This window comes from Psychroflexus tropicus DSM 15496 (assembly GCF_000378765.1).
Lineage (GTDB): Bacteria > Bacteroidota > Bacteroidia > Flavobacteriales > Flavobacteriaceae > Psychroflexus > Psychroflexus tropicus.
The window spans coordinates 365,132-390,412 of the sequence record NZ_KB905342.1 but is presented as its reverse complement, the minus strand read 5'-3'; the positions used below and the strand labels follow the sequence as shown (position 1 = coordinate 390,412).

Genomic DNA, 25,281 nt, shown 5'->3' with positions numbered 1-25,281 from the left:
GGTTAACTTTGCAGGGTCAAGTAAGAATTCAACGACCAGAATGGCTAAACGAAAAAAAGAATCTGATCTTCCTAAAGTAAAACTGAATAAGCAGAATCTAAAAAAATCTTTACGCTTATTTAAATACATCGGTCCACATAAGTGGAAGCTAATCCTAGGGATGATTTTTTTAGGGTTTACAGGTCTTACTGCTTTACTCTTTCCTAAGTTGATGGGTGATCTGATTGAGACGGCTGATTTTTCTTCAGATGATATCAATAGAATGGGGTTGATTCTTCTTGCCTTATTTACTGCCCAGGCGGTGTTTTCCTTTTTTAGAGTGGTTCTGTTTGTCAACGTAACCGAGAATATGTTGTCTTCTATAAGGCAGGATACCTACAATACTTTGGTAAAGATGCCTATGCAGTTCTTTTCTTCTCGACGAGTTAGCGAACTCAACAGTCGAGTAGCGGCTGATATTTCTCAGATTCAGGATACGTTTACCACTGGGATTGCTGAATTTTTAAGGCAGATGATCATTGTTATCGGAGGTATTACAGCTCTGTTTTTTACTTCGGTCAAGCTTTCACTATTGATGCTGGCCACCATTCCTGTATTTGCAATCGTCGCTGTATTTTTTGGACGATTCATCAAAAAATTATCAAAACAAGCTCAGGACAAAGTAGCAGATTCAAATACCATTGTTGGCGAAAGCCTTCAGGGAATTGCCAACGTGAAAGCATTTACCAACGAAGCCTTTGAAATGCTGAGGTATAAGTTAGCAGTCGATGACATCAAGAAGATTGCCATCAAAGGAGGCTTGGCTAGAGGTGCTTTTTCATCCTTTATCATCTTCTGCATTTTTGGCGCTATCGTGCTGTTAGTTTGGTATGCGGTTAAGCTTCAAAATGTAGGTGAGTTGAGTCAGTCGCAACTCATCACTTTTATTTTATATACCATTTTTGTAGGCGCTTCTATTGGAGGATTGCCTATTCAATACGCTCAAATTCAAAAGGCGATTGGTGCTACAGAGCGGGTGTTCGATCTGATTGATGAAGAGCCGGAAGTGATCGAAGAAAAATCTACTCCACAACCTATTCATGGTAAGCTAAGCTTTAAAGACTTAAAATTTGCATATCCTACCCGACCGGAACTTACGGTGTTAGAAAATATTAATTTTGAAGCTGAAGCCGGAGAATCGATTGCCATTGTGGGCCCCAGTGGGGCTGGTAAATCTACTATTGCTTCTTTAATTTTAAGATTTTACGAACCACAAGACGGGGAGATGTTACTCGATGACAATCCTGCTTCAGAATTTACCTTACACGATTTAAGAAGTCAGATGGCCATTGTGCCTCAGGATATTTTACTTTTTGGGGGAACCATCAAAGAAAATATAGCTTACGGTAAACCAGAAGCCACGGACCAAGAAATTGTGGAAGCGGCCAAAAAAGCGAACGCTCACGACTTTATCATGTCCTTCCCAGACCAATACGAGACTGTTGTGGGGGAACGAGGTGTGCAATTGTCTGGAGGGCAACGTCAGCGTGTAGCTATAGCGCGTGCAGTGCTAAAAAATCCAGTAATTTTAATTCTGGACGAAGCGACCAGTTCTTTGGATTCAGAATCTGAACATTTAGTCCAAGAAGCTTTAGAAAAGTTGATGATAGGCAGGACATCTTTTGTGATTGCCCACCGCCTGTCGACCATTAAAAATGCCGATCAGATTTTGGTTTTAGAAGATGGAGAAATTGTTGAGAAAGGCACTCACTCGGATCTAATTGAACGTGAAAACGGTCTTTACCATAAGCTAATTCAATTGCAGATGGAGCTAAATTAGAATAATCAACTTGCTAAAAATAAAGAGAGGATTACTGTATCGATTGCGTAATATAGTATTGAGTTTTTGTGGATAAAAACATTTCAATTATTCAAATTGCTTTCATCTAATTTAATACTTTAGAGGCTTCTAATGGCTTATACTAAGAATTATGGCTCCTCTTAAAACCTCTTTCCCTAAAGATAAAATAAAAATTGTACTGCTCGAAAGCATTAGCGTTTCGGCAGTAGATACCTTCAAAAAAATGGGTTATACCCACATCGAGCAACATGCTGGAGCACTGTCTGGAGAGGAATTGGATGAGGTGTTGAAAGATGCTAAAGTGGTTTGTATACGGTCTAAAACCCAAATGACCGAAGCGGTGATTAAAAAGGCTAAGAAGCTAGTAGCTATTGGTTGCTTTTGTATTGGCACCAATCAGGTGGATTTGGATGCGGCAAACAAAGCAGGCGTTTGTGTCTTTAATGCTCCTTTCAGCAATACGCGTTCTGTAGCGGAGCTGGTTATTGCTACTGCTATCATGTTGATACGAAGAATTCCAGATAAAGATAAAGCAGCTCATGCGGGAGAATGGGATAAAAGTTCTGTAAATTCTCATGAGATCAGAGGGAAACGACTTGGGGTGATTGGCTACGGCCACATAGGATCTCAGGTTTCGATCTTGGCTGAGGCCATGGGACTTAAAGTATCTTATTACGATGTAGATAATAAATTACCTTTAGGCAACGCAGAGAAAGTAGATAGTCTGAAGACTTTAATTGAAGAAAGCGACATCCTAACACTACATGTTCCTGGGAATTCAGGAACTCAAAACTTATTGGATAAAAAGGTGTTATCATGGTTCACCAAAGGGCAGTTGTTAATTAACATGAGCCGTGGAGATGTCGTTGATATAGATGCTTTAAAAATTGCTTTGGAGGAAAAGAGAATTAGCGGTGCTGCTGTTGATGTTTTTCCAGAAGAACCAAAAAATAAGGAGGAGAAATTCAGCTCTTCACTACAGAATGTTTCTAATGTGATATTGACTCCTCATATCGGAGGCTCAACCGAAGAAGCCCAGTGGAATATTGGTCTGGATGTGTCTTCAAAATTGATAAAGTATATCGAAAGTGGTACCAGCATTGGCAGCCATTCTATACCTGAGTTATCGCTTCCAAAAATGGAAGACACACATCGAATTTTACATATTCACAAAAATGTATCTGGAGTGCTTTCTGAAATCAATTCCAAAATCTCAAAACTAAATGTGAATATACTTGGCCAGTATTTAAGTACTAATTTTGATGTGGGTTATGTTGTATTAGATATTGCAAAAAACGACTCTCTGTACACTTTGAAAGAGCTAAAACGTATTGATCACACCATTAAAGTAAGGATACTTTATTAATGATTTTGATCGGTCTCTACGTTTTCTGTTGCCTGTTCTTTGGGCGGCCAAAAAAAGACAATAGGTCTGTTAGTTAAATAATTCAGAACTGAAAGAACAATAGCTTTAAATTCTGATAAAGGAATTCTTCTGGACCGAAAGGCCACCAGCATAGAAAGCCCAAAACTGACCCAGAAGTTCATCATCCCTATAAAGAAAATACCTGCCAGTGACCAGATAATCATTTCAGAAGTGAGCGTAAACTCAGAGCCATACATTCCCAGAGCGAAATTTCCAGCTGAAAAGGCAATGTGACGAATGTCTAAATTCAACCCTAAAAAAACACCCACGGAAGCGGTACTGCCCATAAACACTCCAAACCAAAAATTGGACATAAGTCCTGCCCATTTATTCTCGATGAATTTAGCGAGTTTAACCGCAAATTTTTTACCAAAATTTCGCTTGAGATAGGGATGCTGGCCGATACGGCTATACACATCATTGAATTTGTTTCGGTTGGCTATGCCCCCGGCAATAATTCCGGCAAGAAACAGATAGATACCTGCTATACCTGCATGAAGAATTGCTAATGAACCAATGGGATTCAGTTTTTTGATCAATTTCTCCCATTTTGCTTCAGCGATATTATAATCTATGTTGAGATCTACCAAGTAAACCACAAGCATGGCCACCGGAAAGGCCATAATAATGTTTCCTATGAAAGCTACAAATTGAGAGCGGAAAACTTCAGAGAAGAGTTTTGCAAAGGCTTTATGTTTAATTCGCCTGGAGCCTTTGGTTTTCATCCCGGTTTCAACAGCAGAAATCAGGGTAGAAGCTGTCATAGCCGGTTGTTTGGTGGCTAAGGTAAACCCTAAAAGATAAAGTATCATAAACCCGATAGAATAATTCATACTATATAAAAACGCTTCGCCAAAACTGCTGAGTTCAAGCTTATAGAGTAAAATTTTAGAGACACACATCAAGCCTACAATTAATCCTCCACCAATAGAGGTTAAAAGCATTCTGAAATAGCCTTTTCTGGTTTTGGTGATGTAATGCTCACCGGTTTTGGCCGTTTGCTCTGTGATTTCGTAGGATAAAACGCGTGTGCCTTCGTCGAAAAATTTACTCAAATTGTTTTTATAACAATGATGTTTGATAAGCCTCTTTCCTAAGTTGATGGTGTTCTCTCTTAAATCGTCATCATCTTCTGCTGAAAGGAACGGCAGCGTCACTTCCATCCGTAAAAGTTGTCTTTTAATGCGTAATAGATCTTGATTTACTCTTAAAGAAATACCGTACTTTTTACTGTTTTTATAAGCCTGATTTACATAGTCTTTACACTGTTGAAGCAAGACAAAAAGCTGTTTGAAATCTTCATCATCTGGTGAAATACAATGGGATTCATCATTTAAAATTCGTTTTTCTATCAGACTCAGGTCATTTTGAAAGGCGACAAATGGACTATCCAGGTTGTTGTATTCCGGAACCATTTTCATCACTTTAGTCTCCAAAGCATTGCCACATATTCTTAGGGTCATGATTTCGAAAGCAAACAGAACTTCAGACAAGGGTGATTCTACTTCAACAGAGGTATTTATGGGCTTGAACTCAAGCAAGGTGAATAAAATCCTAAATTCACCCGGATCAATTTTTTCTATCCACTCCGTATCGTCGGTCTTATAAAATACCTGATTGAGTATAAATTCCAGATCGCACTCCTCTGGTTGTTTAGGAAGAAATTTAGCAAATAATTTCTCTTTTATCTCGAAGAAAAAATCCGACTCTTCTGGGATGCCTGCATCAGAAATTAATGAATGGAAAACCTTTCCTTTAAGCAAGGTGTTGAGGTAATCTGCTAATTGAGATCGATACTCGTTATTGTCCTTTAAAAGATAAATGAGAGGATTTAGAGTAACAGGTTTTTTCTCCTCTATAGATTCTGGTCTGAGTAGGTCTACCAGTTTGATCAGCAGGTCTACCTGTGCCGAAACATTCTTCCAGGACTTATCCTTAAAATAGGTTTTGAAAAATGCGTATAAATCCTGTTGTTGCTTAGCCATATGCTCATAAAATCTCAAAATTAGAGTCTTTTTACTTTATTGAACTCAATTTATCTTGTTTTTAACCAACCTGTAATACTTAGTCGTTCATCATTGATTACTTTTTTCACCTCGTGTTCCAGAATCTGACTTTCAAAAATGACTACTCTACCTGGTAAAGGATGAATGTGAATTTGTTCCAGGCCTTCAGGGTAAAGTACCAAATCACCACCATTGCTTGGACTCCAGGATTCATCATTGAGATAGCAAACCATAGACAGTTTACGCCTGTCGTCATTCTGGAACGTATCGATATGTCGCTTGTAGAACGTCCCTTTTGGGTATACTGCATAATGAAACTCTTTGTGAAGCAGCCCCATAAAACAGGTTTTATTCAGATAGTTTTTTAAAGCATTTATCCGCTCAAAAAAAGCTTTTTCTACCGAGTCGGCGCCTTGTTCATCTATCCATTGAATGTAGTCTCCTCGAATGCTTTTTTCAATAGACTCATTCACTTTATTCCCGATAGCTGCTTTTTTGAGATCGCTTTGATGATACATTAATATCAGCTTCTCTCTGAGCTGATGGACTAATTGATCTTCAAAAAAAGTATCGCAAATCGAATACTTCTGCTTCAAAAGGTCTGAAATAATCGATTCGAATTGAAGATTTTCCTCAAAGGGAATCGCTTCTGTTAGCAATGATGTATCCATATTTTAGAAAGATTTAGCCTTCAAATTTAGGTGATATTTCAATAGGTTGGGCCTGGTTATAAAGACAATTATGTTTGATTTTTAGACCAGTCATATTCAAAAAAATGATAAATAAATCATGTCCGATATAAAAGAGCAGTCTTGCTGCTCGCTTTAATTTTTCAAATCCAGTATCTTTGCCCCAAGATTTGAAGCCATGGCAAAAATTAGAATTACCAAACAATTTACTTTTGAAACTGCCCATGCTCTCTATGGATACGATGGGAAATGCAAGAATATTCACGGGCATAGTTACAAGTTGGATGTGACAGTCATCGGGGAGCCGATTACTGATATGAACAACGTCAAATGTGGAATGGTCATCGACTTTGGTGATCTTAAGAAAATTGTAAAATCTGAAGTGGTGGATACCATGGACCACGCTATTTTGCTCAATAAAGAAACCCCTCACTTAAGTTTAGCAAAAGACCTTATGGCTTCTGGTCATGATGTAGTGTTGGTCGATTACCAGCCAACAAGTGAGAATATGGTAGCTGATTTTGCTCAGCGAATTTCAAAACGCCTGGATTCCAGCCTTAAATTACACTCTCTTAAACTTAGAGAAACCGAAACGGCTTTTGCTGAATGGTTTGCTAGCGATAATTCTTAAAAATCGATTTCAAACTCAGGGACAGCTTCTTCTTCAGTTTCTTCTTCATCATTTTCATCACAATCGATTTGAATACTTAGATTATCTGGTTTTTCAAATTCATCTTTCGAAATATCCAGGCTTTCGTCTGCATAAACGTCTTTCATATACATCCCCCAGATCGGTAAGGCTAAGGTTGCTCCTTGTCCGTAAGTGATCGTTGGGAATCTAACACTTCGGTCTTCACCACCAACCCAAACTCCAGTAGCCAGGTTAGGTACCATCCCGATGAACCAGCCATCACTTTGATTTTGAGTCGTTCCCGTCTTTCCAGCAATAGCATTATCAAACGCATAAGGATAACCCGTTACCGCTTTTTTGTAATCCTCTCTATTTTTTATGTAATCGCTATTAGTTCTTAAACGTACACCAGAACCAAACTTGGTTACCCCTTCCAGTAAATTGATGGTAACATAGGCGGATTCTTCACTTAAGACATCCCGGCTTTCTGGGGTGTGCTGATAAAGAATAGTGCCGTTTTTATCTTCAATACGTTGAATGGTATATGGTTTTACGTAAACGCCTTTGTTGGCAAACGTACTGTAAGCCGAAACCATTTCGTAAACGCTTATGTCTGGAGTTCCCAAAGCGATAGCCGCTACAGGAAGAATATTGGACGTGTCTACCCCAAGTTTATCGGCCAGGCTAATCACGCTTTCTGGACCTGTTTTGTCGATCACTCTCGCGGTAATGGTATTTATGGATTTTGCCAGAGCCTTTTTCAAGGACACTAATCCTCCGTATTCATCACCACTGTTGGCAGGAGTCCAATCTTCGGTGACGCCGTGCTTTCCTTTTGGTATGGTGAAGGGATTATTTGGTAATTCATAACATGGTGAGTAATGCAACTGATCGATTGCTGTCGCATAGACAAAAGGTTTAAACGTAGACCCTACCTGCCTTCTGGCTTGTTTCACGTGTTCATATTTAAAAAACTTGTAATTCACACCACCTACCCAGGCTTTCACTTCTCCGGTTTGAGGCGTCATGGACATCATCCCGGTATTTAAAAAGGATTTGTAATAACGAATTGAGTCTCGAGGCGTCATCAAGGTGTCAATTGGCCCATCCCAGGAGAATAAACGCATTTCGCGTTTTCTGTTGAAGCTAGCCATGATGGAATCTTCATCTATGCCCTGGCGAGTCATTTTTCTGTAACGGTCTGAGTTTTTGATGCCTCTTTGAATGATCTTTTCTATTTCTGAAGCCGTAATTCCTCTAAAAGGAGCCGTTTTATTTCCGATGTTCTGAGCATCAAATTCTTTTTGAAGATTTCTTAGGTGCTTTTCTACTGCAGTCTCCGCATAGGTTTGCATTTTGGAGTCTACCGTCGTATAGATTTTAAGACCATCGCTGTACATGCTGTAAGAGCTCCCATCAGGTTTTGGGTTGTCTTCAATCCAGTCTTTCATAAATTCCTGGACATAAGCCCTAAAATAGGTGGCTATGCCGTCATCATGTTCTTCTGGAGAAAAGTAAGTGGTTAGGGGTAAATTCTGAAGTGAATCTTTAACTTTAGTGGTCAAAAATCCATTTTTCTCCATTTGTTTCAACACCTGATTTCTTCTTTGTAGAGAATTGGCTTTAAATTGTTCTTTTTCTGGATTATAAAGAATAGGGTTTTTTAACATGGCTACAAGCGTAGCAGATTCTTCAATCGTCAGTTCATTAGGTTCCTTAGAAAAATAGATTCTGGCAGCTGAACGAATTCCTACAGCCTGATAAAGAAAATCGAACTTGTTGAGGTACATGGTGATAATTTCATTTTTGGCGTACTGTTCCTCAAGCCTTACAGCGATCACCCATTCTTTTACCTTCTGTATGATACGATTGAACGTCCCTCTCTTGTTAGGATCAGTAAACAATAATTTTGATAGCTGCTGTGTAATGGTACTGGCACCACCGCGTTGCCCAAGAAATACAGCAGCCCTTAAGGTTCCTCTAGCGTCTATACCCGAGTGGCTGTAAAAACGTTCGTCTTCCGTGGAGACTAAAGCGTTGATCAAATGATCGGGAAGATCTTCATAATTGACTGGCGTTCTGTTTTCTTTAAAGTATTTACCAAGGGTTTTTCCGTCTGCAGAAATGACTTCGGTGGCGAGGTTGGTCTCAGGGTTTTCTAGTTCCTCAAACGTTGGCATTGTTCCTAAAGCTCCCCAGCTGGCGAGAAGGAAAGTGAATACTACAGCTATAATTCCAGCTAAAAATAAGATCCAAAAGCCAAGAATGTATTTCTTGTAGCTTTTTTTTGATGATTCTGTTTTACTCATAATTTTTTAAAAAAGTCTATGGTTTAGACGACTCTACCGTCTCCAATTGTATGCCAAAATCCATTAAGCCACCTAAAGTGTCTAAAGCTTTAATCTCACCAAATTTTCGCATGGCCTGTTTCACTTCAATTTTATATTCTCCCTGTTCCTTAAAAACCACATTAGATTTATACCAGAGTTTGCTTTCTTTTACACTACCAAATCCACTTCCCATCAATTCTCCATCAGGAAAGGCCATTTCATATTCAAGCGTATCTCCAATCTGCTTTCCATTAGGAAAATGAATAGTTGAAATGAGATAGAGGTTATTGAACTCGTAGTCTTGATTTAATCGCGTATTAAAAAACAAATTAAAAGGCCTTATCGTATCCGGAGCTTCAAAATTAAACACTAATGTATCTGTTTTACTCCAGCCTTGAGGTAACGCCTCAAATTCAGTAAACACCACGTTGTCCTGGCAACCTAAAACACAGAAAGATGAGATTAAGAATATAGCTATCTTAAGATTTTGCATTGTTCTTTTTGGACCTCTTGTTCTTATTAAACTTCCTTTTGTTTTTATGCTTCTTACGTTTTGGCTTATCAAAACGGGTTAAACTATCCTGACCAAAATCGTTAGAAAATTCAGTTTTCTCAGGTACCGTCTCCGAGGTGAATTCTTCTAGACTGGCCACTGGGTTCTTCTCTCTTTGAGCCTTTAAAATTACTTTTACAGCATCGGTATCCAGTTCAATCCAATTATTGTATTCTTTTTCATAAGCATACCATAACTTACCTTTAAAAATATCTATTTTCTGGCAAACAGCTTCTCCTTTCTGAGTTATCAGCTTTTTGTCTTGTCTTGGGAAGTCTTTTAAGGCCTCCAGATAAGTGTCCAGCTCGTAATTGAGGCAGCATTTCAATTTTCCACATTGCCCAGCTAACTTCAAGGGGTTCAACGATAATTGTTGATATCTTGCTGCAGAGGTTTTTACGGTTCTAAAGTCAGTGAGCCAGGTAGAACAACATAGCTCACGACCACAGGAACCAATACCTCCGAGTCTGGCGGCTTCCTGTCTAAAGCCAATCTGACGCATTTCGATCCTGGTTTTGAATTCATAAGCGAATTCTTTTATTAGTTGTCTAAAGTCAACACGTTCTTCTGCCGTATAATAAAAGACAGCCTTAGATCCATCGCCCTGAAACTCGATATCGCTAATTTTCATTTTAAGATTTAAGCGGATAGCGATTTGCCGTGCTTTTACTTTCATATTGTCTTCACGCTCTCTGGCAGTCTGCCAAACATCGATGTCTTTTTGTGAGGCTTTTCGATATATCTTAGGAATATCTTTGGAGTGTGGATCGGTCTTCTTTTTCTTCATCTGTACTCTTACCAATTCACCGGTTAAGGTGACGATACCAATATCATGACCTGGAGAAGACTCCGTTGCTACAATATCTCCAATGGAGAGGGTTAAATTCTCTGTATTTCTGAAAAATTCTTTACGACTATTCTTAAAACGCACTTCTACGCAGTCAAAAGCACTTTGTCCTCCTGGAAGTTCTACATCCGATAACCAATCAAATACGGTGAGTTTATTACACCCATCTGTTCCACACGTGCCGTTATTTTTACAGCCTTTAGGCTGCCCGTCTTTGCCGGTTGAGCAACTGCTACATCCCATAAATTCTATATATTGAAGCGTTAATCAATAAAACGCTGAAGATTAGTATTTCTTATTTCAAAAACCAAAGATACCAAATTATTACTAGAGAAATTTGTTTGTGTTTTCGGACTTCTTCTGATTTTGATGTCGATTTAATCGTATGATGAAGTGTTCGATAAGGCTCACTGTTTTGCATAGGTTTTATACTTTTTATTTTAGAGATCTTTAGGTCGAAACTTATTTTCTTTTCTGGATATCATTTTAAAATTAAGAGGGGATGATAGCGAGTCGCTTTAGATTTTTCGATCTTTGCAGCTCAAAATAGAGATCGTTTGAAACACCCTATATACATAAATAGCTTTGGTTCCATGTCGGCTTTAGGGCATGAAGAGGATAGTATACTTAAGCAATATCAGTCTGATTCAACTCATTTTTCAAAACTGAAACTCAATGAGTCTTCGGTTTTTGGGGCTAGCCTTTCTGCTTCGTCTTCAAAAGTCATTCAGGATATTGCTGAAGAAAATCAGCGTTACAAAGCTTTGGATAAGTCAGTATTAATGGCAATGTACGCTGCGAGAAAAGCAGTGTCTAATTTGAAATTTAATCCAGAGGCTACAGGTATCAATTTAGGATCCTCCAGAGGGGCTACTGCTTTGTTTGAAAAGCACCATAAAGATTTTATTGAAAATAAAACTCTATCCCCTTTAACTTCACCAACGACTACTTTAGGGAATCTTTCTTCCTGGGTGGCTCAGGATATCGGAGTAGAAGGTCCTAATATAGAACACTCTATTACCTGTTCTACCGCACTACATGCGATGCTCAACGCCAAGGCCTGGCTTCAGGCTGGAATGTGCGATATGTTCCTGGTTGGTGGCTCTGAAGCTCCTCTTACAGAATTTACGCTGGCACAGATGCAGTCTTTAAAACTTTATTCTACTTTAGACACCGATTACCCCTGTGAAAGCCTTAAACTTGACAAGAATAAAAATTCATTGGTTTTAGGGGAAGGAGCAGCAATAGCAGCTATGTCCAGGTCATCTAAAAATGCGCTCGCTCAAATCACAGGTTTCGGCTATGCCACAGAGCAAATCACTCATAATATATCCATTTCTTCAGATGCCAAATGTTTTCAGAAATCGATGAAAATGGCACTAGACGAAGCAGGAAAAGCGGAGGTTGATGCCATCGTACTCCATGCCCCTGGCACCAAAAAAGGAGATCTTGCAGAAATGAAAGCCATTGAAAAAACATTTAAAAATCTACCGAGGCTCACAACGAATAAATGGAAGCTTGGTCATACGTTTGGTGCTTCGGGAATGCTGAGTATAGAAATGGCTTTGCTGATGCTGAAGACAGGTGAGTTCTTCGAAAATCCATTTTATCCCTACGCTAAGCAGACGTCGGAGATTACTTCAGTAATGATAAACGCAGTAGGATTTGGAGGCAATGCGGTAAGTATTCTTCTGGAAAAGCCAGAGCCTTAAAATTAATTTGACTCAAATATTTCTCAGAATAGCTAATACACCTACTTTTTTCTATTTTTGAATTATTAAATAAAATACCATGACAAGATTCGACTGGACCAAAGAAGAAATTTTAGAGATATACAATAAACCTATAATGGAGTTGCTTTATGAAGCCGCTACCGTTCACAGAAAACATCACGACCCTAACAAGGTGCAGGTGTCTACTTTATTGTCTATCAAAACTGGAGGGTGTCCAGAAGATTGTGGTTACTGTCCGCAGGCGGCTAGATACCATACCGATATCGAAGGAAACGATTTGATGAGCGTCTCTCAGGTAAAAGCTCAGGCACTTCGTGCAAAGTCTGCAGGAAGCTCAAGAGTGTGTATGGGAGCAGCCTGGAGAAATGTAAAAGATGGTGAAGAATTCGATAATGTTCTGGAAATGGTAAGAACCATCAACAAGCTGGACATGGAAGTTTGCTGTACGTTAGGTATGGTGACGGAAAACCAAGCTAAGCGTTTGGCGGAAGCTGGACTTTATGCCTACAACCATAACCTGGATTCTTCAGAAGAATATTATAAGGAAGTGATTTCAACACGAGGGTATCAAGACCGATTAGATACGATCGACAATGTAAGAAAGAGTAATGTCACGGTATGTAGTGGAGGAATCATTGGTATGGGAGAATCTCAGGAAGATAGAGCAGGGATGCTGGTCGCCTTAGCTACTCTGAATCCACAACCTGAATCTACGCCTATTAATGCTTTGGTGCCCGTTGAAGGAACTCCACTGGAAGAACAACAAAAGGTTTCTATCTGGGAAATGGTACGTATGGTAGCTACGACTAGAATTGTGATGCCAGAAACGCAGGTTAGACTTTCTGCCGGGAGAACCGATATGAGTAGAGAAGGACAAGCGATGTGCTTTTTTGCTGGTGCTAACTCCATTTTTGCTGGAGACAAGTTATTAACCACACCAAATCCAGATGTGAATGAGGATATGGAAATGTTCAAACTATTGGGCTTAGAACCTCAAAAACCATTTGAAAAGAAAGCTCAACCAGAAACGGTTTCAAAAGAAGATTCTCAATATCAACCGCTAGGTGAGAAACCAAAATGGTCTAGACCTGGACATAAAATTGAACGAAACGAAGAGGCTAAACAAAAACCCAAAGTAAAGGCTTAATTCTAAGTACTCAGTCATTTACGTAAGCTTCATTTTGTAACTTTCAAAATGAAGCTTACTTTTGTATGTTATGGATACTAACCAAAAACTCAATCTGCAACAGGTGGAAAGGGTTAAGACTATATCTCCTGAATCATTTGTAGAGAATTACGTCAAGCCACAGAAACCAGTTGTTATAGAACAGCTTACCAAAGATTGGCCAGCTTATGAGAAGTGGTCCCTTGCATATCTGAAAGATCTTGCTGGAGAAGTCGAAGTCCCCTTATACGATAACCGGCCTGTGTCGGCAAAGGATAAATTCAATGAGCCCCACGCTAAGATGAAACTTAAAGATTACGTACACTTGCTTAAGCAAGGGCCAACCGAGTATAGGATCTTCCTGTTTAATTTGATGAAAGAAGTTCCTGAGTTGCAGTCGCATTTCAACATGCCAGACCTTGGAATCAAATTTTTAAAAAAATTGCCTTTTCTATTCTTTGGTGCAGAAAATTCTTCAGTGTTTATGCATTATGATATTGATTTTGCCAATATACTTCATATTCATTTCGAGGGGAAAAAGCGCTGTATTATCTATCCACCGACAGAAACCAAATACCTCTACAAAGTCCCCAATGCTTTGATAAGCCTCAATGCGATTGACTTTAACCAACCAGATTTAGAAAAGTATCCCGCCTTGACTTTAGCTAAAGGCTACGAAGCCTATTTGGAACACGGTGAAGCCCTGTATATGCCAGAAGGGTACTGGCATAATATGACCTATTTGACTCCTGGATTTTCAATGAGTCTTAGAGCCTTGCCAAGAAGCCTTAAAAACATCTCTAAGGCAGCCTATAATTTAACCATCATGAGAGGAGTTGAAAATATGATGAGAAAACTAAGAGGAGATGAGTGGATACAGTATAAAAACCGAGTTGCTTACAAGCGACAGCAGAATCGCCTTAAAAAAGAGGATTTGGAATTATAAAATTGAAAGTAAAAATGGTTAATGACCTTTCTATTTCATTTTTTCATAGGTAAGTCCAGGACCATCGCAGGCAAGCCAAGTGCTAATAAAAACCGATTCTGATCGAAATGATATCGTCTCTGATGCGTTTTGAGTACAAGACCCAATAATTTCACTTTCGTTATCATACTCCAATATCAGGAATCGCTCTTCATCCGTATCACTCCAGCGGTATGTCCCGGAAGCTTCAATCGTTTCTCCTTCTCTGAATCTTGATTTTTGAAAGTTTCCGTCAGATTCAAATCGATAGGTTTCCTGCCATTCCATTTCTGCGCCTGAAGTTTCAGAATTTGGGACACTCCCAGACATTTGTATAAGTTTCCAGCTTCCAACAAGATCAGGTTCGAAATCACTTTTGCTATCATCGCTGGAACAAGATCCAAGAAAACCAATAATCATTAAACATAATATCTGTATTTTCATAAAGCTTCAATTTATTGAATAGATGGTCTACACCAAATGGGTTGCGTCAATATTCAAGTATTTCGTTAATGACATCGTATATTAACTCAGTTTCATACCCCTTATAGGCCAAGTGCTGATACAATTTTTGTTTCTTTTTAAATGAATCTGTTTCATTTAGACTTTTAAGTTTTAGTTCCGCTAAACCACTAAGCGTCTGCAGATAGTCATCTTCATTAATTTCAGATAAGGCAGCTTGCCGATTATAGGCTGATATATTCTTTTTCTTAAGTTCTCTTAGTATTCTTAAGCGCCCGTATTTTTTAATTCTGAATTTACCCCGGGCATAACTACGTGCAAAACGTTCTTCATTCAGAAAATCTTCTTCGATGAGTTTAGAAATGATATACGCTTTGGCATCTTCATACATATCTAAGTCATTCAATTTTTTTTCAACCTCCTGATGGCAACGATCCTGATACACGCAATAGTTCATTACCTTAAGCAGTGCTTCATCTACAGTGAGAGATTTTTTGGACTTGAAATTTTGACTTTGCATGTTAATTCAATAAGATATTTACAAAGGTACAAAAACAAAAAACCCCTGCATTCACAGTGGAATGCAGGGGTTATAAAATAACAATCCTCTTGTTATACTTTGATGATCGACCCATTTTGATCATAAAAATGATATTCAAGGTAATTGTAAGCATCACGTGGCTGAATTTTCACCCACTTTTTGAAATCAAAAAACCACTTACTTCTTGGGGAAGGAAACCCTTTCATAAGATAGGCGGCTATAAAAGGATGCGCGGTAAGCGTTATCTTTTTATCCCCTTTTTTAAGGATTTTTTGAAGATCGGCGTTGATTTTATTTACAATTACGATTGGAGCTTCAATTTCTCCATCTCCATTGGGATCCTTTTCACGGGTTTTGATGTTCATCTCTGGACGAACTCGTTGTCTTGTGATCTGGATCAAACCAAATTTACTTGGAGGAAGAATTTTATGTTTAGCTCTATCATCATTCATTTCATCACGAAGATGATCGTAAAGTTTTTTTCTGTTGTCTGGGTTATTCATGTCTATAAAATCGACGACAATGATACCTCCCATGTCTCTTAATCTCAACTGTCGTGCAATTTCTGTTGCACTGATCATGTTGACTTCGAGTGCTGTATCTTCTTGATTTTTTGCCTTATTACTTCTGTTTCCACTATTCACATCGATTACATGCATCGCTTCTGTATGCTCAATAACCAGATAAGCTCCTTTCTTCATGGTTACAGTTTTTCCAAAAGACGTTTTGATTTGTCTTTCAATACCGTACTTCTCGAATATGGGAACCTTTGAGTTATAGTGTGAAACAATAGATTCTTTGTCTGGAGATATCTTCCCGACATAGTTACTGATTTGGTTGTAGGTCACTTCATCGTCCACACAAATGGAGGTGAAGGAGTCATTAAACATATCTCTCAATATTGATGAAGCTTTATTAAGCTCACCCAAAACTTTTGAGGGTTGATGTGCTTTGTGGAGTTTCTTACACATATTTTCCCATCGTTTCATCAAATTTTGAAGGTCTTTGTCTATATCTGCCACTTTTTTGCCTTCGGCAACAGTTCTGATAATGACACTAAATCCTTTGGGTTTAATACTTTTTACTAATCGCTTGAGTCTGCTTTTTTCTTCCTTGCTTTCAATTTTCTGAGAAACTGAAACGCGATCCGAAAAAGGAACCAAAACAATATAGCGACCGGCAAGAGAAAGCTCACTGCTTAATCTGGGGCCCTTGGTTGAGATAGGTTCTTTTACTACTTGTACTAAAACAGATTGATTGGAATGTAGCGTATCAGCTATGGATCCATTTTTATCGATTTCCTGTTCAAAAGGAAAATCTCTTAGAGAGAAATTCTTAAGTTGATTGGAGGTTGCTTTTTTAACGAACTTCAACATGGTTTTCACATTCGGTCCCAGGTCGTGGTAATGTAAAAAACCATCTTTCTCATAGCCTACATTGACAAATGCAGCGTTGAGACCTGGCAAAGCTTTTCTGATTTTAGCTAAAAATATATCACCTACAGAAAAATCGAAACCTTCTGTTTCTTTATGGAGCTCTATGAGTCTTCCATCTTTTAATAAGGCAAAATCTACAGCGTCGGAACTAGATCGTACTATTAATTCCTTGTTCACGCTTTTTAGATTTAGATAGTCTGTTATAAAAAAACAGACTTAAATTATACATAAGTAATTCTATTACAGTGAATAAAATTACAATTAATTAATGAAGAAATTTTAAAATTAAAATTTCAATGTCAATGAACGTATGTAATGAGAAAAAGTAGTGATACACTACTTTTTCTTGTGACGGTTAGCTCTACTTCTCTTTTTTCTCTTGTGAGTAGCTACCTTATGTCTCTTTCTTTTTTTACCGCTTGGCATAGGCTTGTATTTTATAGATTATTAAAATTTATTTTACTTCAACGTTTTGCTTGACTCCTTCTACAAATACTTTAGCAGGTTTGAATGCTGGTATGTTGTGTGCTGGAATTTTGATGGTGGTGTTCTTAGAGATATTTCTACCTGTTTTTTCTGCTCTGGTCTTAACAATAAAGCTTCCAAAACCTCTTAAATACACATTATCTCCACCTTCTAAAGAATTCTTTACTTCATCCATAAAGGTTTCTACAGTAGCTTGAACTTCATTTTTCTCGAGACCGAGTTTGTCTGAAATGTTGGCTACGATATCTGCTTTCGTCATAATTCAAAAATATTTATTCAGGATTAATCTAGATTTTTTTTTGAGCTTGCAAATATAAGTAATTAATCCGCAATAATTAAACACAATGCGCTAAATAGTAGGCGGATATGAATTATACTTGCAAAAAGTCAATTATGAATTTCTCAAAATCGCTCTTGGATTGGTACAGAACAGAACACAGAGATCTGCCTTGGAGAAAAACCAAAGATCCTTATGAGATTTGGTTGAGTGAAATTATACTTCAGCAAACCCAGGTAAAACAAGGCCTACCTTACTTTGAGAAATTTGTTTCAAGATTCCCTACGGTCCATGACCTTGCTAAAGCCAGTGAAGATGAAGTTTTAAAACTTTGGCAGGGTTTAGGCTATTATTCCAGAGCAAGAAATCTTCATTATACCGCTCAGTATGTTAGCAAAACCTTAAAAGGTGTTTTTCCAGATAATTATAAAGACTTGAAAACCTTAAAAGGCGTGGGCGACTATACCGCGGCAGCTATTGCTTCATTCGCCTATGATGAGCCTGTGGCCGTAGTCGATGGAAATGTACAGCGCGTGCTGTCTCGTTTTCTAGGGATACACACGCCAATCAACTCAACAGAGGGGCAAAAGGAATTTAAATTAAAAGCTCAGGAATTGCTGGATACATCACAGCCTGCATTGTATAACCAGGCGATTATGGAATTTGGAGCCTTACATTGCAGGCCCAAATCACCAAAGTGCATGTTTTGCGTTTTTCAGAATGACTGTGCTGCCTTTCAACAGGGAGAACAGGAAGAGTTACCAGTTAAACTTAAAAAAACTAAAGTAAAGCAACGCTATTTTGATTATTTAGTCCTCACAGATTCAGCAGAAGAGACTTTGGTGTATAAACGAAGAGGGAAAGGCATCTGGAGAGGTCTCTATGAGTTTCCATTATTCGAACATGAGCAGCAGCAGACTGCCCCTTTAGCAGAGCACATAGAAACAAAGCTTAAGGTTGATAAGAAACTTATTGAAACGATTAATCTTTACAACCAAGAGCCTGTTGTTCATATATTGTCTCACAGAAAAATCATGGCTAAGTTTTATAAAGTTGTCATCGATGGAAAGTTCTCCACTATGCAACTTCCAGAGGCTTTCGAGAGGATAGCTTTTAAAGACCTGTCTCAACTGGCGGTTCCCGTTTTGATTCAGAATTTTATAGAATCTGAACTTTCCACGGCATAATTCTTTTTCTTACATTTACATAAATTTTCAATTATGGCAGGAACACTCAACAAAGTTATGCTTATTGGTCATACTGGCGATGAAGTAAAGATGCATTATTTTGAAGGCGGAAATTGCATTGGGCGCTTTCCATTAGCCACTAATGAAGAGTACATCAATAAAGCCACTAACGAAAAGGTGAGCAATACCGAGTGGCATAATATTGTTGTTCGAAATAAGGCCGCAGAAATTTGCGAGAAATACCTTAAGAAAGGTGATAAAGTTTATATAGAAGGACGTATCAAGACCAGAAAATGGCAGGATGATAAAGGCATGGATCGCTATTCTACAGAAATTCAGTGTCTTGAATTTACCTTCTTAACTCCAAAAGAAGCGAGTGGATCTTCAGATATGGGCCAAGCCTCACCTTCTGCGCAAGCTAAGCCATCCCCAAAACCTTCTCAAGCTCCACAACCTATGGAAGAGGAGGAAGATGATTTACCATTTTAAATTAAAAGTTATTAAATTTTGGAACCCGGCCCCTCGAGTTACATCTTATTTTCAGTAATTGAATTTACTGAGGTATTTAAGATTCTATTTTTCTTTATTTTACTCATTTCTTCTGCTCTCATTTCAGGTTCTGAAGTGGCTTTATTCTCCTTAAAACCTTCAGATTTTGATGTGAAAGAAGGTCATGTGACCAGTAAGCAAGAACAGATCATCATCAATTTGCTGGACAAGCCCAAAAAGCTGCTGGCAACCATATTAATTGCCAATAACTTTATCAACATTGCTATAGTACTCCTATATGCTTCCATAAGTGAAGTGTTTTATGGGGAGAGCAGTACTTTGTTTTTTGGAATCAGCCTCAGGTTCATTATTGATGTAGGTTTGGTTACTTTTTTGATTTTAATGTTTGGAGAGATTTTACCCAAGGTCTATGCTAACCGAAATAACGTGGAGTTTGCTCATTTTATGGCTGTTCCCCTCAACGTGCTGGACAGGCTTTTAACTCCGTTGAGTTTGCCTATGCGATCAATCACCAATTTGATTCAAACCCGGTTTGGTAAGCAAAAGACCAACTTGAGTGTAGATCAATTGTCTCAGGCACTAGAGCTTACCAGCGAAGAAGATACCTCCAAAGACGAAAAGAAGATCTTGCAGGGTATTGTCTCTTTTGGGAACACCGATACCAAGCAAGTGATGCGTCCCAGGCTTGATATTTTTGCGCTTAATGTGCAGCAAAGTTTTAGGGAGGTAATTGACGGTATTCAAGAAAACGGTTATTCCAGAATCCCTGTGTTTGAAGATAATGTAGATAATATTACGGGTATCCTTTACATCAAAGACCTCTTGCCTCATCTCCATGAGAAAAATTTCGACTGGCAATCTCTAGTGAGAGAACCCTACTTTGTTCCAGAGAACAAAAAACTTGATGATCTTTTGGCTGATTTTCAGGAGCAGAAAAACCATTTGGCTATCGTCGTCGATGAGTATGGAGGTACCAGTGGACTGATTTCACTGGAAGACATTATTGAAGAAATTGTAGGAGACATTAGCGATGAATTTGATGATGAAGATGTGATTTATTCCAAAATTAATGAGTCAACCTATGTGTTTGAAGGAAAAACCCCACTGAAAGATTTTTATAAGATCCTAAAGTTAGGGGATGATAAAGTGGATGAACTTGAGAATAACAAAGGAGAAGCTGAAACCTTAGCGGGATTCGTCTTAGAATCTGCCAAAGGCTTTCCGAAAAAAGGACAGCTCATTGCCTTTAGTAATTTCATTTTCACGGTGGAAGCTTTGGACAGTAAACGAATTGTTCAATTGAAGGTAAAAATTAATCCTGAAGCAAAATCAGATGACCATGGGTAGATTGTTAGGTGTATTTATTTTGATGCTGTGTCTATCCTGCCAGGATCCTATTCAGCCAAAACCATCCGGGTTTTTAGCTTTGAAATACGAAAAGCCTCAGTATAATTTAACCGACCTGGATTGTCCTTATCAATTTGAAAAAAACAAAACAGCAGAAATAGAAGTTACTAACGTTAATCGTCCTTGCTGGATCACCCTGGATTATTCCAGGTTGAATGCTAAAATTTACCTGACTTACACTCCCGTTCATAACAACCTAAGAGCTTTGCTCATAGATGCCCAAAAACTGCCAGAAAAGCATACCATCAAGGCCGATATGATTGAGTATAGCATTTATCAAAACGATGATAAGCGCACGTTTGGGAATTTTTATGAGGTGGAAGGCGATGCCGCTTCTCAGGCTCAGTTTTACCTAACTGATAGTACTTCACATTTCCTCACCGGCTCTATTTATTTTGAAGCTAAACCCAATTACGATTCCATTCTCCCTGCAGCCGCTTACATGAAATCTGAAATGCAACACCTGATGGAAACGCTAGAGTGGAAGTAAAACGGCTGAGCTGAAGTCATGTCTATTGGCTTTACCCTTTTTTAAAAAAAATATGGGTTTTGGGACTCCTCTCTGAAATGGAAGAGCTTATCAACTTATCATTATCTTGAAGATTTCAAAACTTCTTTATCCTAGTTTCATTTTTTGTTTAATATTTAACACTAAAGATTAAACACAAGAACTACTTTTATAAAAATTAATTGAACTGGGGATTTTTATCTCACTGGAATTAAAATTATGAAAGAAAACAATACAGCTCTTGAAGAGCTTTTAAACGAAAACAATGCCTTAACTAATTTAACGGAAGAAGAAATTGGGGATGATCACCTTTATACGGGCATAGACACCCCAATGAAACCTGATGCTTTTGCACTATCCAACGAGGATAAGAAAGAGAAAATTTCTTTTTACTTTTCCAAAATCATGGATGTTTTAGGTTTAGATTTAACCGATGACTCTTTAAGAGGGACTCCAAATCGGGTGGCAAAGATGTATGTGGAAGAAATTTTTTCTGGCCTAGACCCAAAAAATAAACCCAAAATTGCACTTTTCAATAACAAGTACAAATACAATCAGATGTTGGTGGAGAAAAATATTACTTTTTATTCCAATTGCGAGCATCACTTTGTGCCTATTATGGGTAAGGCTCACGTTGCTTATATTTCATCTGGTAAAGTGATTGGGTTATCAAAACTCAATCGTATTGTTCAGCATTATGCCAAACGTCCTCAAGTGCAGGAGCGGCTTACTAACCAAATTGGCACCGACTTACAAGCGATATTGGACACAGAAGACGTAGCTGTGATCATCGATGCAAAACACTTGTGTGTTTCTTCTCGAGGCGTAAAAGATGACACTTCATCTACAGTAACGGTTTTTTACGGAGGTCAATTCAACACCGATGAGAAAATCTTACAACTCAATAATTTGATTCACAACGGGTAAAAAGTTATATTTTTTAAATATGCTTTTATCTTCAAAGCTATGATTTCTAACTGAATCCAAATGAATAAGATTTATTTTTAAAGGTCTAAAACTATAATCTGATTTTACTCTAAAAATCAAGGTTTCAACATTTCCACCCTGATGGAATCCAGTAAGGGATAGGTTGCTCTTTGTACTTATCGTATCGTTTTCGTTCATTTGTGCAGATACGAACAAAGGTCAAGGAAGAAGGTAAAATAAAAGATTTAGCCATTCTAATTCATTTAATAATTAACTGATTAAAGTATCAATATCGCTTATTTACAAGACATTAAGTTAAAGCTAAAGATAAAATACATCAGCTCTCTTTTTTGAACTAAGACTAAATTTCAACCTATAGATGAAGTTTTGAATACAGATGAAGAGCATAAAGCAGAAGTCATTTTGTAAATTAAATAGTAATTGTATACCTCAAAATGATTTTATTAAATCCTTTATAATGAAAATCGACTTAGCTTAAGATTGTTATATCTTTCAACCAAAATCTTATACCATGAAAGTATCACTATTAAGTCTAATTTTTATATCAATCCTGGCCATAGGCTGTAAAGATGCCAAAACTAACCAGGATGATGCTAACCAAGAAGTGTTGGCTGAGGCTACAAAAGACGTTGAGGTTGAATTCAACATCACCCCTATTTCACATGCTACAGCAGTTTTCAATATTGATGGTTCTGTATTTTACATCGATCCTGTTGGTGGGGCTGAAGCCTTTGAAGGTCAGCCTAGCCCAGACGTGATTTTAGTCACCGATATTCACGGGGATCACTTCAATCTGGAAACGCTGGAAGCGGTATCAGCTTCAGAAACCAAAATCATTGTGCCTCAGGCGGTAGCTGACAAAATTGAAGGAGATCTCAAAAAGCAACTGGTCATTCTCAATAATGAGGAAACCCAAAGCTTTGGTGAATTCAATATAGAAGGGGTGGCGATGTATAATCAAGGCGATGAAGATAAAGTCTATCATACCAAAGGTAGGGGTAATGGCTATGTGATTGAAAAAGCAGATTTTAGAGTCTACTTCTCTGGCGATACTGAAGCGGTGCCAGAAATGAGAGCTTTAGAAAATATTGACTTGGCTTTTGTATGTATGAATTTACCTTATACCATGGATGTAGAGGAAGCTGCAGATGGCGTACTGGCGTTTCAGCCCAAAACGGTATTTCCATACCATTACCGGGGGCAAAGTGGCCTCTCTGACGTGGAGAAGTTCAAATCTCTAGTGAATGCTGGAAATTCTGAAATTGAGGTGAAGCAGTTAAATTGGTATCCTCAAATGAATTAAAAGGCTTATAGAGATAGCATCCAGCTGTTCTGTTTATTCGTGCCTTCCAAAGTTTAACCCCATTTTATTAATTGATATCGTGGAATAAATTCACTTTTGTCAAAAATTAATCGATTTTGAATTCAAATCAGCTCAAGTGGGTTTTTCTTATTGCCTTAGCCTTGTTATGGGGAAGTTCTTTTATCCTGATCAAAAAAGGCTTAGAGGGGTTTTCTCCTCTTCAATTAACCGCCTTAAGAGTTCTCATTTGCGGAATCTTTCTGGCCCTCATCGGCTCTAAGAAAATCAAACAAATCCAAAAACACCAGTGGAAATGGATCGTGATTTCAGGCTTTATCGGCACCATGCTTCCTACCTTGTTGTTTTCTATGGCGGAGACCGAGATCGATAGTGCTATTGCTTCTATTTTAAATTCAACGGTGCCGCTACTAGCTTTAATTACAGGGGTTTTGTTTTTTAGCCGACAGTTCTTCAAAAAACAATTTATCGGGGTAGTGATTGGTCTGGTAGGCTCTGTACTTTTGATTCTTGCAGGAGCGTCGCTCAATCCCAATCAGAATTATTGGTTTGCGACGCTACCGGTAATCGCTTCGTTGATGTACGCCTTCAATGCCAATATCTTAAAGACGTATTTAGAAGACATTTCAGCTTTAGGCATTGCGACCGGTTCGTTTATGGTGTTGATTCCTTTTGCTCTTGGAATTTTGGGAGTGACCGGCTTTTTTGAAGCCGAATTTTTAGCACAGGAGACTGTCCAAACCTCCTTGCTTTATGTGGCTATTTTAGCCTTGTTGGGAACGGCTTTGGCCAAAATTATATTTAACCGTCTGATCCAGTTGTCTAATCCCGTATTTTCCACCTCAGTTACGTATTTAATTCCCGTGGTCGCTTTGTTCTGGGGCTATTTAGATGGCGAAGAATTTAACCTGTTCCAGTTAGCTGCCGGCAGTGTGATTTTATTGGGAGTGTATATTTCCAATCGGAAGAAGAAAGAGAAAAAGACTCAGCCTTTAGAAAAGGCTTAAGGTATACCAATTTTGGTTGAAATGGGTAAATGGTCAGATCCTATTGAAGATTCAGTTGAACGTTCTATTACTTTTAAAGAATCTGAAACAAGCATATGGTCCAGAGTCGTCTGTAGAATAGGAGAGTCTTCAGGCCAGGTAGGTAATAATCCAAACCCTATTCTGCTGTCTTTGAGGTCTCCTGAAGTCAATTTCCTAAAATGATTAGAGAAAGAAGAGGTATTAAAATCACCAGCAATGACCAAGTGTTTCGAGAACCTGTCTCTATTTTTGATTATGCTTAAAAGCTGCTGATTTCTACTTTCAAAAGCAGCCTGACCGAGGGGAGGTACTGGATGTGACGCCACCAAAGTCAATTTTTCATTTTCAATTTTAAGATCTGCAACAATAGAAGGCTTAGTAGATTCTGCAAAATATTCAACTGAACTTTTCATCGGGAATTTACTCAGCACAGCGATACCAAAATTATCAGTTCGAGCCACTAATTCCTTATACTCATAAGCAATTATCATGGTGTTGAGTTGTGCTTCCCAGCCCGGAGTAAGTTCCATCAGGATTAAAACATCAGGATCTTCTTCTAGGATGTACTTCTTAACTAAGTCAGTTTCATTATTACCAGACCATAAATTTACACTTGAAAGCTTAAGCTCTTTTTTGATGTCGACTTTAGTAGTATTTGTCAGGTAATAGGGCAGGATATAATAGGCGTTCCAGAGCAGACTCATGCTTAAAATGATTAGGGCTAAGCTTTTCTTTTGAAACACCAACAAGGAGCAAATTAATAGTACAATGGAGATAACAGCGTACTGCAATTTAAAATTAGAGAACACCTCCAAAAGCCAATACCCAGAAAAGAGGTTGGGAAGTATGGAAAAGCAAACGACTCCAATGATGAACACCCAAAGTAACTTCTTGATTGATGCCATTTTTTGTTTCACTATCATTTCCTCATAATCAAACACATAAATCCGTTTTGTGTCTTTAAGGTTTTTTCAAAGACTCTAGAT

General features: G+C 38.2%; 23 protein-coding genes. 13 read left to right on the top strand and 10 right to left on the bottom strand.

All coding sequences use genetic code 11. From position 1 onward, the window contains the following. Positions 1-40 precede the first annotated feature (40 nt). Complete coding sequence (locus tag F598_RS0101695) at positions 41-1,819, top strand: ABC transporter ATP-binding protein (protein WP_019037282.1); 1,779 nt, start codon at positions 41-43, stop codon at positions 1,817-1,819. A 151-nt stretch (positions 1,820-1,970) separates the two neighbouring features. Next, positions 1,971-3,206, top strand: a complete 1,236-nt coding sequence (gene serA, locus F598_RS0101690) for a phosphoglycerate dehydrogenase (RefSeq protein WP_019037281.1) — start codon at positions 1,971-1,973, stop codon at positions 3,204-3,206. Here the strand turns inward: serA and F598_RS0101685 are convergent. Both F598_RS0101685 and F598_RS0101680 read right to left on the bottom strand, forming a co-directional pair. Further along, the gene (locus F598_RS0101685; RefSeq protein WP_019037280.1) at positions 3,203-5,251 is read right to left on the bottom strand and encodes a hypothetical protein; all 2,049 of its coding nucleotides are present in this window, start codon (positions 5,249-5,251) and stop codon (positions 3,203-3,205) included. The genes serA and F598_RS0101685 overlap by 4 nt on opposite strands. A 50-nt stretch (positions 5,252-5,301) precedes the next feature. Then, a complete protein-coding gene (locus F598_RS0101680) occupies positions 5,302-5,943 on the bottom strand; it encodes a 2OG-Fe(II) oxygenase (RefSeq protein ID WP_019037279.1) in 642 nt (213 codons plus the stop codon). A 196-nt stretch (positions 5,944-6,139) separates the two neighbouring features. Here F598_RS0101680 and queD point away from each other — a divergent pair, with 196 nt between their 5' ends. Beyond that, a complete protein-coding gene (gene queD, locus F598_RS0101670) occupies positions 6,140-6,592 on the top strand; it encodes a 6-carboxytetrahydropterin synthase QueD (protein WP_019037277.1) in 453 nt (150 codons plus the stop codon). On the opposite strand, the gene F598_RS0101665 is transcribed toward queD, so the two are convergent. From F598_RS0101665 to F598_RS0101655, 3 genes are read right to left on the bottom strand one after another with little or no spacing between them, the layout of a single operon-like run. Then, entirely contained in the window at positions 6,589-8,901 is a 2,313-nt protein-coding gene (locus tag F598_RS0101665; RefSeq protein WP_019037276.1) for a penicillin-binding protein 1A, read from the bottom strand. The genes queD and F598_RS0101665 overlap by 4 nt on opposite strands. Before the next feature lie 16 nt (positions 8,902-8,917). Continuing rightward, a complete protein-coding gene (locus F598_RS0101660; RefSeq protein ID WP_019037275.1) occupies positions 8,918-9,415 on the bottom strand; it encodes a gliding motility lipoprotein GldH in 498 nt (165 codons plus the stop codon). Continuing rightward, the gene (locus tag F598_RS0101655) at positions 9,402-10,565 is read right to left on the bottom strand and encodes a PSP1 domain-containing protein (RefSeq protein WP_019037274.1); all 1,164 of its coding nucleotides are present in this window, start codon (positions 10,563-10,565) and stop codon (positions 9,402-9,404) included. The genes F598_RS0101660 and F598_RS0101655 overlap by 14 nt, the downstream gene beginning before the upstream one ends. 314 nt (positions 10,566-10,879) lie before the next feature. On the opposite strand from F598_RS0101655, the gene F598_RS0101650 reads away from it, so the two are divergent. The 3 genes from F598_RS0101650 (at position 10,880) to F598_RS0101640 (ending at position 14,166) form a co-directional block, all read left to right on the top strand. Then, positions 10,880-12,034 carry a beta-ketoacyl synthase N-terminal-like domain-containing protein gene (locus F598_RS0101650; RefSeq protein ID WP_033408212.1) on the top strand — a complete coding sequence of 385 codons (1,155 nt, stop codon included), beginning with the start codon at positions 10,880-10,882 and terminating at the stop codon, positions 12,032-12,034. Between the two features lie 79 nt (positions 12,035-12,113). Beyond that, entirely contained in the window at positions 12,114-13,202 is a 1,089-nt protein-coding gene (gene bioB / locus F598_RS0101645; RefSeq protein ID WP_019037272.1) for a biotin synthase BioB, read from the top strand. Positions 13,203-13,272: 70 nt separating this feature from the next. Then, a complete protein-coding gene (locus tag F598_RS0101640) occupies positions 13,273-14,166 on the top strand; it encodes a cupin-like domain-containing protein (protein ID WP_019037271.1) in 894 nt (297 codons plus the stop codon). 30 nt (positions 14,167-14,196) lie between these two features. Here the strand turns inward: F598_RS0101640 and F598_RS0101635 are convergent, their stop codons facing one another. The 4 genes from F598_RS0101635 to F598_RS0101620 form a co-directional block, all read right to left on the bottom strand. Continuing rightward, entirely contained in the window at positions 14,197-14,628 is a 432-nt protein-coding gene (locus F598_RS0101635) for a hypothetical protein (RefSeq protein ID WP_026302451.1), read from the bottom strand. Positions 14,629-14,674: 46 nt separating this feature from the next. Beyond that, the gene (locus tag F598_RS0101630) at positions 14,675-15,166 is read right to left on the bottom strand and encodes a regulatory protein RecX (protein ID WP_019037269.1); all 492 of its coding nucleotides are present in this window, start codon (positions 15,164-15,166) and stop codon (positions 14,675-14,677) included. Between the two features lie 92 nt (positions 15,167-15,258). Further along, a complete protein-coding gene (locus tag F598_RS0101625) occupies positions 15,259-16,800 on the bottom strand; it encodes an Rne/Rng family ribonuclease (RefSeq protein ID WP_019037268.1) in 1,542 nt (513 codons plus the stop codon). Positions 16,801-17,077: 277 nt separating this feature from the next. After that, on the bottom strand, positions 17,078-17,368 hold the full coding sequence (locus F598_RS0101620) for an HU family DNA-binding protein (protein ID WP_019037267.1): 291 nt from the start codon (positions 17,366-17,368) through the stop codon (positions 17,078-17,080). Between the two features lie 134 nt (positions 17,369-17,502). Between F598_RS0101620 and mutY the strand changes: the two genes are divergently transcribed. The 7 genes from mutY to F598_RS0101580 all read left to right on the top strand — a co-directional run bounded on the left by mutY (position 17,503) and on the right by F598_RS0101580 (position 24,274). Further along, positions 17,503-18,573 (top strand): A/G-specific adenine glycosylase, encoded by a 1,071-nt coding sequence (gene mutY, locus F598_RS0101615; protein WP_019037266.1) that lies wholly within the window; start codon positions 17,503-17,505, stop codon positions 18,571-18,573. A gap of 33 nt (positions 18,574-18,606) precedes the next feature. Further along, a complete protein-coding gene (locus tag F598_RS0101610; protein WP_019037265.1) occupies positions 18,607-19,062 on the top strand; it encodes a single-stranded DNA-binding protein in 456 nt (151 codons plus the stop codon). 18 nt (positions 19,063-19,080) lie between these two features. Further along, positions 19,081-20,430 (top strand): gliding motility-associated protein GldE, encoded by a 1,350-nt coding sequence (locus F598_RS0101605; RefSeq protein WP_019037264.1) that lies wholly within the window; start codon positions 19,081-19,083, stop codon positions 20,428-20,430. Beyond that, a complete protein-coding gene (gene gldD / locus F598_RS0101600; RefSeq protein WP_019037263.1) occupies positions 20,417-20,980 on the top strand; it encodes a gliding motility lipoprotein GldD in 564 nt (187 codons plus the stop codon). The genes F598_RS0101605 and gldD overlap by 14 nt, the downstream gene beginning before the upstream one ends. A 237-nt stretch (positions 20,981-21,217) precedes the next feature. After that, the gene (gene folE / locus F598_RS0101595; protein WP_019037262.1) at positions 21,218-21,925 is read left to right on the top strand and encodes a GTP cyclohydrolase I FolE; all 708 of its coding nucleotides are present in this window, start codon (positions 21,218-21,220) and stop codon (positions 21,923-21,925) included. 532 nt (positions 21,926-22,457) lie between these two features. Beyond that, positions 22,458-23,249, top strand: coding sequence for an MBL fold metallo-hydrolase (locus tag F598_RS0101585; RefSeq protein ID WP_019037260.1), 792 nt, complete (start codon positions 22,458-22,460; stop codon positions 23,247-23,249). 116 nt (positions 23,250-23,365) lie between these two features. Continuing rightward, complete coding sequence (locus F598_RS0101580; RefSeq protein WP_019037259.1) at positions 23,366-24,274, top strand: DMT family transporter; 909 nt, start codon at positions 23,366-23,368, stop codon at positions 24,272-24,274. Here the strand turns inward: F598_RS0101580 and F598_RS0101575 are convergent. Further along, positions 24,271-25,200, bottom strand: a complete 930-nt coding sequence (locus F598_RS0101575) for an endonuclease/exonuclease/phosphatase family protein (protein WP_157594928.1) — start codon at positions 25,198-25,200, stop codon at positions 24,271-24,273. The genes F598_RS0101580 and F598_RS0101575 overlap by 4 nt on opposite strands. Between the last annotated feature and the right edge of the window lie 81 nt (positions 25,201-25,281).